The sequence below is a fragment of the uncultured Ruminococcus sp. genome (genome assembly GCF_946415235.1).
GTDB lineage: Bacteria > Bacillota > Clostridia > Oscillospirales > Ruminococcaceae > Ruminococcus.
Genome location: NZ_CAMKRR010000091.1, coordinates 1 through 11,535, shown reverse-complemented (window position 1 = coordinate 11,535; position 11,535 = coordinate 1). Strand labels below are relative to the sequence as shown.

The window sequence follows — 11,535 nt, the reverse complement described above, 5'->3', positions numbered from 1 at the left end:
ATCGGAGAGAAGCCCAAGCATTTCAATGTCTATTGCCGTTGTGAATTCTCGCGAAGATTTTCCTGCTGGACTTACATATAGAAAATGCACTTTAGGACATTTAATTTTAGTTATCCCATAATCGATTCCGCAAACTATATATGCAATTCTTTTTCGATTAACGAAAGGTCTGAATATAATAGGCATTCCTAAATCTAGATAGTCGAAACGAATGGTATATTTATGAGTCTGGCAAAGTTCCTAGTGATATCGTTAATTCTCTTCCTCCCATTGAAACTAAAATTGCTTCCAGTAAATACTTTGATATTATAGAAAAATTACGCGCATATCTGCAGAGTGACAGGACAGAATTGAATAATTTTAGGGAATTAAGTTCCGTAGCTTGGGAGTATTCGGAAGAAATAAATGAACAGAATCGTAAGGCTGAAAAAGAATCTGAGGGTGAAGCAATCGCAGACAATAACATAGAAACTGTTCATTATTGGATCTATTCCCCAGGTGACGGCGCTATTTATTGGGAAAACTTCTATAATGCTGGAATAATGGCGATCGGCTGGAATATTGGTAACTTAAACGAATATTCTAGCAAAGAGCAAATGAAGCGAGCTATGAAAGAACGCTTTAATCCGGAATTATCATACAAAAACGCAGCTCATGCGACGTGGCAATTTGCTAATGAAATGAAGCCTGGAGACATTGTATTTGTCAAGAAAGGAATGCATCTTATTGTCGGGCGCGGAGTTGTGGAGTCTAGCTATTACTATGACGATAATCAGCCTGATTTTAAAAATGTCCGTAAGGTAAAATGGACACATAAAGGCGAATGGCAACATCCAGGCCAAGCTGTCATGAAGACGCTCACTGATATTACTCAGTACACCGAATATGTTGAAAAATTAAACGCATTATTTGATAGCGAAATAGAAGACGATGCCGAAGAGGCGGAGGTTACATATCCGCCATACGATGAAGAGCAATTCCTCGACGAGGTTTATATGAATGCCGAGAACTATGATAAGTTAGTATCTCTCGTTCGCAACAAAAAGAATGTTATTCTTCAGGGCGCACCTGGTGTAGGAAAAACCTTTGCTGCTCAGAGACTTGCCTATTCGATGATGGGAGAGAAAAACAAAGATCGTGTTATGATGGTTCAGTTTCATCAGAGCTATTCTTACGAAGACTTCATCATGGGCTACCGCCCGACAGAGAATGGTTTCGAGCGAAAAGCAGGTGCATTTTATAATTTTTGCAAGAAGGCTCAGGATGATATTGAAAACGACTACTTCTTTATTATCGACGAAATTAATCGCGGCAATCTAAGTAAAATCTTCGGCGAGCTCTTTATGTTGATTGAGAATGACAAGCGCGGCATTGGGCTTCAGCTCTTATACTCAAACGAAAAATTTGCCGTGCCAAAGAATGTCTATATTATCGGCATGATGAATACTGCCGACCGCAGCCTTGCGTTGCTTGATTATGCGCTCCGCCGCCGCTTTGCATTTTACAAGATGAACCCGGGCTTTGAAACTGATGGCTTTAAGAATTATCAGAAAGACCTCGCCAGCTCAAAGTTTGACAGCCTCATTAATGCGATTCAGTCACTAAACGAAGTGATTGCTTCCGACGAATCGTTGGGTGAAGGCTTCCGCATAGGTCACAGCTACTTCTGCAATCTAAAAGAAGCTACAGATCGTGCTTTGTCCGAAATCATCGAGTTTGAGATCATTCCGCTTCTTGAAGAATACTGGTTTGACGAGCCCAACAAGATAAAAACTTGGTCCGATAATCTAAGGAGAGCGATTAATTGATACCAATAAAGAACATTTTCTATATGCTCGCCTACGCTTTCAAGGCGCTTAATTCGCAAGGATATAGAAAAATCGAAACGGAAGATTTCGAAAATGTCGCTGATCTGTGCTCTGCGATTTTAATAATGGGAATCACAAGCCAGATCAAGCAGGGTCTCAACAGGGATTATCTAGAGCAAAATGAACCTATATCTTCGCTTCGTGGCCGAATTGACCTGACGAAATCCATAAAAGAGCAAACTTTTCTGAAGCGCCAAATGTATTGCCAGTTCGACGAATTCACGACAAATTCATACATGAATAGAATTCTAAAAACAACAATGGAACTTCTGATTCGTTCCGACACTAAGGCATCGCGCAAGAAAGAACTCAGAAGATTGCTAGCATACTTTGTAGACGTCGAAACTCTAGATGTTAGTTCAATCGACTGGCATCAAAGATACAATAGGAATAACCAAACCTACCGTATGCTAATATCGATTTGTTATCTGGTCATAAAAGGTTTGCTACAATCTCAATCTGACGGAACAACGAAACTCATGGATTTCTTGGATGACCAACATATGCACCGCCTCTATGAGAAATTTATATACGAATACTATGTTAAAGAGTTTCCAAATATTAAAACAAGCTCGCCACAGATTAATTGGGCGATAGACGATGGCTATATTGATATGTTGCCAGTCATGCAAAGCGATGTGGTGCTTGAACGAGATGATAATATCTTAATCATTGATGCTAAGTATTATTCACATAACCTTCAAACTCAATTTGATTCGCGCTCGATTCATTCCGGCAATCTATATCAAATATTTACCTATACGAAGAATATGTCACTTGAAGTGGGCGACGAAAAGAAGGTCTCAGGACTACTGCTTTATGCAAAGACCGACGCTTTTGTTCAACCGGATCATTCTTATTCAATGAGCGGCAACCAAATCGGCGCAAAGACTTTGAATCTAGATTGTGACTTTACCGAGGTGAAGCGGCAGCTAAACGATATCGCTCTACAATACTTCGAGATATGAGAAAGAATCGGACAGCCTTAGCTGTCTGATTCTTTGTGGTGAGTTATGGGTACAAGAGTATGAATTGAGGGTGAGAGCGGGTGAGATGCAAATGAGTACAACCGTACGCTTAGAACTGTTTAAGTATAAATAATAGACTAACGAAACGTATATCGCTTGCATATATAGGAGCAAAAAGAAAAACACCCCTATAAATAGGGATGCTTTTCACCGACGTCAAATGACTAATATCTCCATTGTGACGTCTAAATATGGTTGCGGCGGCTGGATTTGAACCAACGACCTTCGGGTTATGAGCTTTGCAGCTCTTGTATCACCTGATATCATCAAGTGCCATACAGTCCGAATTACAGCCAAATATTACAAAGTGAGAACAGTATATAGCCTTTTGTTTTTGATGAGTTTTTGCAAAAATTGATGTACAAATTGATGTATTTTTTGAACCGTTGCCAGTGCAGTTTTCATTTTCAAAAAGGCTCTTTTGTAATATAACAAACAGCATATAAATCATAAGCTATTTATTATTTTAACACTCTTATTATACTATATTAACTATTATTTGTCAATAGCATTTTAAAGTTAAAACAAAATTATTTCTTCTCAGCCTCCTTCGGGAGGCTTTTTTATTATCTAAAACATCATTAAGCACCTACACCCAGCCTATGTATAACCTACTATCACCAAGTGTCACACTATCTGAAGCAGGCATTTAAATCATATGTTTTCGCTGCTACCAGATTTAATAATTATATTGTCAATATTACAATTTATGTGATGTCTTTGGCATACTTGCCTAAGCATTGTCTCCTTAGTATATTTGATACTATGTGTGGCAGATTGCTTCCTTATTTTGGATTTGCCTGGTTTGGAAGATACTACCCTCAACCTTATTACTTCTCCTTTTAGTTTTGAGAAATCCTCAGTATTACATGCTTTCATAAAATGTTTATTTCTACTTCTATAATCAAGCTCAAATAAAAGTCTAATTGTTGAAGCAAGTTGTTCTAAAGCATGATTCACATCTCCGCCTTTTAATTCTATTGCGTATATAATTCTATCAACTTCATTATCAATACATTCTACAATACTATCACATTTTTGTACCGATGAATCATTTTCTGGAATTATGCCCTTATCCAACAAATAGTGTATAACATGCATTCTTTTAGCATTAATTAGTTCTATATATGAATCATTCTCTTTAATACTAATTTTGCTTCTTTTATCATTAAACAATACATAATCTCCCTGTTTAAAAATCATACCTCTATTCCTCGCTTTCGGAGAGTTTACTGTACAATTCAAACAGATCATCCAAGTCGTTATTAATAAACTGAGAAGCTTCATCAATAACTGTATTGTCGATCAGATCACCATCCATATCTTCCAAACACGATGTTATTATTCCATCCTTAACATAATATGCATCAAGTGACTTGAGACATATTTCTTGCGGAATGATATTATATACCTCATCTCTAATTCGAGTGTCATTTGCAAGATACGATGCAAATTTATGATTATTCAATGCACCTAAAACATATGGACTATGAGTAGTTGTTATTATCTGACATCCGTTATTAGCCACAATCGATATTAATTCCATTATCGCTTTTTGGGCATCAGGATAAAGATGTGATTCAGGCTCTTCTATAATAATGAAAGCTTTTGTTTTGCTTGCAATAATGAAGTATAGCAAATTTAATATCCATAGTATTTCTTGCTGACCAGAGGAAGCATAATTAATCTTAACAAACTTTTCATCATCGCCATCAATATATAAACGTTCTTCTCCATTAATTATACGATATTCGCCTTTCAAAAGAACCTTCATTCTATTTCTCATCAGACTGAGTGTATTCATATAGATGTCATAATCTTTTTCGTCAACATATTGCGAAAAAACATTATCTATCCCAGCCGCTATCATATCTTTAAGTTTTGAAATTATCTCTATAAACTTAAGTGTACAATAATCCATCATTCTTTTTTGATTATCATCCATTGATACCATGAAATAGTTTAACTGTGATGTTAAAAGAGACATCAAGCATCTTCCGGCAGGAACAAAATATGTGGTGTATGGATCATCAATTATGTTCTCAAATTCTTCTTTCAATTCTTTAAGTTTTTTCGAGTCAATAGGACTTTTAATCCTTTTTAAAAAAGAATAAATAGGATCTCCAAAGTCGACATTAAGATAGTTATTAACTGTGAAACCTGTATTTTTAAACTTTCTATCTTCAACTTCTATTGTAATATACGTATCTTTAACGTATTCGTACCGTACCCTCATTGTTTTTTCCATATTTTGAGAAGAGCCAAAAAGTTCAAGAAATCTTGTACGTAAAGCAGTTCTAAAGAAACCAGCAAAATCAGTGTAATGACTGTCATCAAATAAGTTCTCACCATCCAATGCATATTTTCTAAGTGAATCACGAAGAAGTTCTTTAACTGTTCTGAAAAAGAAAATGCATTTTACCAATGTACTTTTTCCAGATGCCTGTCTGCCTGTTAACACCATAAAATTAGTATCCGAAATATCAAGTTTGCAGTCTTTTATCGGGCCAAAATTGTGTATTTCTATAATAGCCATTTTATCACCTACCGCACTATCATTAAATGTTTTTGTTATATTATTATTTATCAAGATAATTCTATATGTAAAGTGAAAAGTTGCTACATTGTCATATTATTTCTATCTAAACTTTTCACATATAATATGATCAAACATATTTTTTAGTCATTCAAAAGCCTTTCTCAGATATCATTTATAAACCTAAGACTCTAATTCTATATACGTTGTCACAAATATCTCTAAGATTCACTCTTATTTTATACAACTGCTTCTATCAACGTCTTATCTTCATACTGCACAGTCTTTATACCTGTTTCCTTATTCTTATTAAAGCTGAATGTCAGCAAATAGCCGGTTTTAAGCTTATATGAATCAAGATAGTCTGAAAGCTGTTTCTCGCCGTCTTCATTATACTTCTGACCGTGCCATATCTTCAGCTCAACAATATACCTTTTGCCGAGATAGTCGATAACAACGTCCATACGACGATTATCACGTGTTCGTGCCTCGATATAATAGTTTCCTACTCCGTTGATAATTGGGCGAAGATATACAAGGAAACACTTTCTGCCGTCCTCTTCAATAAACTTTTCAGTGCTGTCACCGTAAATCTCATGGAAGTGATCGATGAATCGGCTGATGATAAGTTCAACATTAAGAATGCCATTTTTCACAAACTCAGGCTTATCAAATAATCCGGCCTTTGAGATAGGCGTTGACTTCATCTCCTCGGAGGTAAGCATGTCATTATACAGCCTCGTCTCAAATATCCTGTTCGCTATTACTACCGCACCATCCTCAACCTTCACAAAGCCAAACATCAAAAGCAGCTTTGTCGGTTCGTGATCAGGATTAAACGAGAATCTTTCACCTTTAGTGAGTATCTGATAGAGACTTTTCTTCATCTCAGGATAATCTTCAAGCCTGTTAATAAGAGATTCAAACAGAGGAGTATTCGCTGAAAGAATGCGGTTTACTGCCTTGATTACGCCTTCCTCTGTCCATTCATGTATCTCTTCATCCAGATATTTACAGATGTTTGATACCAGCACAGGATAGCCGGAAGTGTAGTCATAAATTACCTGTGCTATAGAAACGGTATCTATGTCAGTATCGTTTTCTTTTGCATAATCATCAAGCATATCTGCAATTCCCTCTATGCTAAGACTCATATCAATATTAAACTCAACAGCTATGTTCCATGGACTGTTGTGCTTATGTTCGGTATCTTCACGGATTCTGAGTTTCAGGTTACGAACATCATATACTCCTGCAAGTATTACAGACTTGAATGTTGGTGACTCAAATCTGTCAAGATAATACCCTCTGAGCTGTGCAAGGAAATCAAGGAATACCTGATTATTAGATGCCTGATCAACTTCATCGATCATTAGCACCACAGGTTTTTCTATTGAACCGCAGAATTTACTTAGATTCAAAAACAACTCAACCAGATCAAGATCATCGTTTATCCCATTTTTAAGTTCTTTGAGAGCAGTAATCAACTGTCCAGAACACTCATTTCTCTCAAGTGAGTTGATAAAAGCTTTAAGAAACGCTACTGAAAATGAATGCTCATCCTTAAATTTAGCAGAACTCATCTGACGCTGAAAATCCATCAATACAACATAATATGAATCTGACAGGTATTTTCTTAAACCGTTCAGCGTAGTTGTCTTTCCGTACTGGCGACCACGATTAATAACGAAATAGTCTCCCTTGTCGATCATATCCCTGATTTTTGCAAGTCGTTCATGTATATCAACCATATAATGCTGCTCAGGTATACATGAGCCGGTTATATTAAAGCATTTACTCATCTATTCTCACTTCCTTACTGTGTGCCTAAAATCACTGTAGTATTGTTCTGTTAATAGTATACCACAGTTCAACGAATAAATCAAGCATAACAAAAAATCGGGGCAGAGCCCCGATTTCATGTCATTACTTATATAATTCAAGCAATCTGTTTATTCTGTTTTGAATGAATCCGTTCATAGCATTCAATAAAAGCATTTTGCGAAACAATCTCGTTGAATTCATTATCGTAACGATTAACACCTTTCCACTTGCTATCGGAATGCTCTTCTTTTACCCACAGTGTATCTGTAAAAGTTAATCCAAGTGATACATCATTAAAGCTTTTGAGATCGGTCATACCATGTTTTCGTAACAGATGAGTTATCTCTGCTCAACGTTTAGCAATGTGTCGAGTTTCAAGCCAGCTTTTCAACTTCATATCGCCGTATACTTCTGGGAGGCTTCCAGCTACAAGCTGTGGAACAGCTGTACCAATTTCGTTATTTATGTAATCAAGTTCAGCAATAATACGGTCTTTGTTCATTATATAGTACATTGTTCCGCCTCCCTTCATATCATAATTTATAACACATATCCTCACAAAAAAACAAGCAGTATTTAGATTTGGAGTTATTGGCCCAGTTTTATTCACCTATATTTCCCTGTCTGCAATGAGAACAACGATTATATGATCATGCAAGATTTTCATATCTTTATTGGCAATACAATCAATTCTGATTGCAACATATGCATTTCATCTTATAAGGATCAGGAATGAATCCTTCTGGGAATTTTGTTTTAGAATTATAATAAGTATAATCTAGATCTGCATTTTCCAAATCTGCTCCAGTAAAATCGGTATCTGTTAGATAAGCACCTGTAAAAACAGCTCCCTTAAGCTTAGCATTTGTGAAATGAGCATTTGTTAAATATGCATTCTTGAAATTAGCATTTTCTAAATTTGCATTGCTAAAATCCGAATCATTAAGATAACTTTGAGAGATATCTGAATTATTTAAACTTGCTCCATGTAAATGAGCATTTTCAAAATGGCATCCAGAAAGATTTGCATTTTCAAGCTGTATATATTCCATATGTGTATTCTGAAAATAACATAATGACAAATTTTTATAATTCCAAACGGGAATAATAATTTCAGCTGGTCCACAGTTAGGCTTTACATCATCTCTTATTGTGCACCATTCATCTTCATATCTCACGGAACAGAGGGTGAGAACCGAGGAATATACGCAGTTCGTCCTTTACTGTATCAGGCTGTAACTGCAATTGACGAACTGCCCAGCGATAAACGTCCCAGCCTTTGAAGGTCATGAATATGATAACTACGAATTATTAGATCTATCTGGCGAACTAATTATGCTTTACGTAAAAAAATACCAACTAACGACGAGTATGATATATCAAATTCAGCTATTATTACTTCTGAGAATCCAGATTCTTCTGAAAAGAATGACTACGATGAGTTTCATCTCTGTTTAAATGATTATCAAAAAATTTTCGCCTTCATTGCCGACTTCAATAAGCTATTAAATTGCATAAAAGCACATCAAAACTCAATTAATAAAGATGATATAAATATAATAGGGAAAACAAAGAAACTTTTTATCGCCACTGGATAACCTATTCTCCTAAATTTAAGGATAGTTCAATTCAAAAATGGTTTGATCTCATTCTTAGCAAAATTGCAAAAAGTGCCATAATCGATATTAATAACATTACACTTGTCACTACTCCTAAATATTTACATATAAAATCTTTTCCAACATTGAGTTCTAAATCTCCAAATATCAATTATATCTATGAAGATGAGCATAACAACAGAAAAGAAAACAATGTAATCAATAATTCATGCCAAAAAGATTTGCTTAGAATTCTTAAAATTCTTAATAACGACCATAACAAACCAAAGTAAGCTCTTCCCTCTGAAAAAGCTATGGATTGCATTTGCATGCGGATAATCGACTTTTTGGCGATTGGAAATAGTAGAATGCAGAGATAAAAACAGGCAGCCAAACGGCTGCCTTGATTCTATATTTTACTGAAAATCTTCATGCTCTTTACATTGGCTCTTTCCCAATAAGCCTGATAATATCAGCTTCATCAGCATTTGGATACAGCTCCTTTACTCTGTCCATTATCCTCTGCCACGACTCTTTCGGAGTCTCATTATAAGCTGAAGTGATGCTGTCATATCCCCAAATCGTCTCAGGCGGCATAAGTACCGATACTGCCATGCCGTACTCAGCACCTTTCTTGTTTCTGCGTCTGTGGAAATCAGCAGTAACAATGTATATTTTCATCATAAGGTCTGTCGTTATTCCCGGAAAGTTCTTCTCTCCGCCTTTTCCGAAACATGCAAGCTGTTTCAGTTCAGTTGAAAGAATCTGCTTGTCACTCCGGACTATATAGCCGTCGCTGTCAGTTTCAGTGAGAATATCCATTATCAGCTTTTCACGGTGATTTGCCTTGCCGTCTGCCCATGCTGAATCAAAATCGTATCCGTCACGCCTATAATTTGCAAAGTACGGCAGCCATTCAAGACTTATGAAACCTGCCTTTTTATCGAAGAATTTACCGTATGCAACCTCATGGCCTGCGGCTATTATCTCACGCCATTCCCATGGATCCTGTTCTTTGTCAACTGTCCACCAGTAATCAGCCGAAACGTGTTCCTCTACGGAAAAATCTTTCACTCCGTTTCCGAATAAAGGCAGAAATCCCACTTCATTTATCCAGTTTACAAGCTCTTTGGGACTGCGTATCCTATACGGATCATCCCACGCAAGTCCATGCATTATCCATTCACCGTTTTCTACCATAATAACCGTCCTTATACTCTTTAATCCTGCTCCGCACTGAAAGTCAAGTACGGAGAGATCCATGTGGTATCATTATAAGTTCTCCGTGATCACGCTATTATCATCCACCAAATAGACGTTGAACGACTTTCTTTTGCCTTCCACGACACAGTTAACGACCTCTGATTCCCACCACGGAAGAACAGTATCTTTCAGGTTGTTCATAACATATTCCTTCACCTCAGGCTCATTACGAAGCATCTCATGAAAGTGTTCAATTATAAGTACAACAGAATCTGTACCGAGCCACTCAAGATCGGACATCCAGTCATCAAACCTGTGCCAGTTCATGAAGTGCTCCCCTTGTTTTTCAAACGCCCCTCTGAACCATGGAATATTACCGTTCTCTGTGTAAACAGGGAACATGAACAGCTCAGCCATGCTGTAGAGCCAGTCAGACTCAGTCTGTATCCTGCGCCCATCAAGTTTCAGTATACAGGAGTTTTCTGCGTACTGCTCCTCTATTGCCAAGATATCGGTTTCTGAGATATGCCTTATCCTGTTTTTCATTATCTATCACTCTTCTCTGTTGTTATATTATCACTCACTGATCGCTATACCTCTATTCTGCCACAAATCTTCATGTTTTGTCAAGTATATCTGCCTTTGTTCGGTGACCTCTTTTACTGCTCTTGCTTGATTTCCGTCACCGCCTGTGCAATACGCAACTTCTTTGAATCATACTGTTATTGCATGGCAGTCCTCGGGCTGCCTCTTCGTATATATTCAAAAAAGATCCAGCATGCTATCGAGATAGATCTCTTCACGGACAGTAAGCTGATATGCCGGCTTTGTCAGATAATAAAGCAGAAATTCGAGATTGACAGCACTTCCGAGTCCTCTGCCTTCTATTTTGAAATTAGAAAAACCGAGGGGCAGATATGTGTTGATGATGTTATCTGTACTGATAAATCCGGGATTTTTCATTGCCTTTGAAAAAAGGTATCCTTCCTCGGCATCAGATGCTGTACAGATGTGCTCTGGACAGTTCTCACCGAGATTTTTCCGGCTAACATTTTCATAGCACGCTTTTCTGTCTTTACAGTAAAACGAACAACATTCATTGCATAGAAATTCGACTTTATCTTTCCGGACCTGTGAGAGTGTATTAAGTTTATCATATAGCTTGTTCAGCCGAAAATCAGGAATAACATATTTAAAATCACTCCGCTCTGTTTCCTTTACAAACTTCTCGAAATCATTCTGAACCTTTGTAGTCGATGAAACGAAATAAAGACCAGGATAATTATTTTTAATATATTCAAGCAGAAGATCAGAGTGGATTATAACACCATTCTGTACACTTTTGCTTTCGGCGAAAAGCCCACACAGGTCATTGCATTTCCTGTCGGTGAGATGTTCAGGTTTTAAAAGCGAATTGCTGAAAGTGAGCCTTGAAGAAATACCGTATTCATTCATAAGTGCGAGCACATCTTCAGCTT

At 36.9% G+C, this 11,535-nt stretch carries 11 protein-coding genes; 2 read left to right on the top strand and 9 right to left on the bottom strand.

Going from position 1 to position 11,535, the window contains the following annotated elements; translation table 11 throughout:
- On the bottom strand, positions 1 to 186 hold a 186-nt coding region (locus Q0R37_RS12725; protein WP_294754867.1), incomplete at its 3' end, for a hypothetical protein.
- 164 nt (positions 187 to 350) lie between these two features.
- On the opposite strand from Q0R37_RS12725, the gene Q0R37_RS12720 reads away from it, so the two are divergent.
- The gene (locus tag Q0R37_RS12720) at positions 351 to 1,808 is read left to right on the top strand and encodes an AAA family ATPase (protein ID WP_366517437.1); all 1,458 of its coding nucleotides are present in this window, start codon (positions 351 to 353) and stop codon (positions 1,806 to 1,808) included.
- Entirely contained in the window at positions 1,805 to 2,836 is a 1,032-nt protein-coding gene (gene mcrC, locus Q0R37_RS12715) for a 5-methylcytosine-specific restriction endonuclease system specificity protein McrC (protein ID WP_294754866.1), read from the top strand. The genes Q0R37_RS12720 and mcrC overlap by 4 nt, the downstream gene beginning before the upstream one ends.
- Positions 2,837 to 3,550: 714 nt before the next feature.
- Here mcrC and Q0R37_RS12710 read toward each other — a convergent pair.
- The 8 genes from Q0R37_RS12710 to Q0R37_RS12675 form a co-directional block, all read right to left on the bottom strand.
- Positions 3,551 to 4,099, bottom strand: a complete 549-nt coding sequence (locus Q0R37_RS12710; RefSeq protein ID WP_294754865.1) for a hypothetical protein — start codon at positions 4,097 to 4,099, stop codon at positions 3,551 to 3,553.
- A 4-nt stretch (positions 4,100 to 4,103) separates the two neighbouring features.
- Positions 4,104 to 5,432: an AAA family ATPase gene (locus Q0R37_RS12705; protein ID WP_294754864.1), complete on the bottom strand. Its 1,329-nt coding sequence runs from the start codon at positions 5,430 to 5,432 to the stop codon at positions 4,104 to 4,106.
- Positions 5,433 to 5,671: 239 nt separating this feature from the next.
- Positions 5,672 to 7,183 (bottom strand): ATP-binding protein, encoded by a 1,512-nt coding sequence (locus tag Q0R37_RS12700; protein WP_366517436.1) that lies wholly within the window; start codon positions 7,181 to 7,183, stop codon positions 5,672 to 5,674.
- A 422-nt stretch (positions 7,184 to 7,605) separates the two neighbouring features.
- Positions 7,606 to 7,770: a hypothetical protein gene (locus Q0R37_RS12695; RefSeq protein ID WP_294754862.1), complete on the bottom strand. Its 165-nt coding sequence runs from the start codon at positions 7,768 to 7,770 to the stop codon at positions 7,606 to 7,608.
- A 172-nt stretch (positions 7,771 to 7,942) separates the two neighbouring features.
- A complete protein-coding gene (locus tag Q0R37_RS12690) occupies positions 7,943 to 8,434 on the bottom strand; it encodes a pentapeptide repeat-containing protein (protein ID WP_294754861.1) in 492 nt (163 codons plus the stop codon).
- Positions 8,435 to 9,292: 858 nt separating this feature from the next.
- On the bottom strand, positions 9,293 to 10,054 hold the full coding sequence (locus Q0R37_RS12685; protein ID WP_366517435.1) for a hypothetical protein: 762 nt from the start codon (positions 10,052 to 10,054) through the stop codon (positions 9,293 to 9,295).
- Between the two features lie 72 nt (positions 10,055 to 10,126).
- Positions 10,127 to 10,603: a hypothetical protein gene (locus tag Q0R37_RS12680; protein WP_294754860.1), complete on the bottom strand. Its 477-nt coding sequence runs from the start codon at positions 10,601 to 10,603 to the stop codon at positions 10,127 to 10,129.
- A gap of 216 nt (positions 10,604 to 10,819) precedes the next feature.
- A partial coding sequence (locus Q0R37_RS12675; protein ID WP_294754859.1) for a hypothetical protein occupies positions 10,820 to 11,535 on the bottom strand: 716 nt, incomplete at its 5' end.

Bases quoted from the DNA above. Each gene is read 5' to 3' on its own strand.
- Q0R37_RS12680 (WP_294754860.1), bottom strand. From the start codon at position 10,603: ATGAAAAACAGGATAAGGCATATCTCAGAAACCGATATCTTGGCAATA.
- Q0R37_RS12695 (WP_294754862.1), bottom strand. From the start codon at position 7,770: ATGTACTATATAATGAACAAAGACCGTATTATTGCTGAACTTGATTAC.
- Q0R37_RS12710 (WP_294754865.1), bottom strand. From the start codon at position 4,099: ATGATTTTTAAACAGGGAGATTATGTATTGTTTAATGATAAAAGAAGC.
- Q0R37_RS12705 (WP_294754864.1), bottom strand. From the start codon at position 5,432: ATGGCTATTATAGAAATACACAATTTTGGCCCGATAAAAGACTGCAAA.
- Q0R37_RS12700 (WP_366517436.1), bottom strand. From the start codon at position 7,183: ATGGTTGATATACATGAACGACTTGCAAAAATCAGGGATATGATCGAC.
- Q0R37_RS12685 (WP_366517435.1), bottom strand. From the start codon at position 10,054: ATGGTAGAAAACGGTGAATGGATAATGCATGGACTTGCGTGGGATGAT.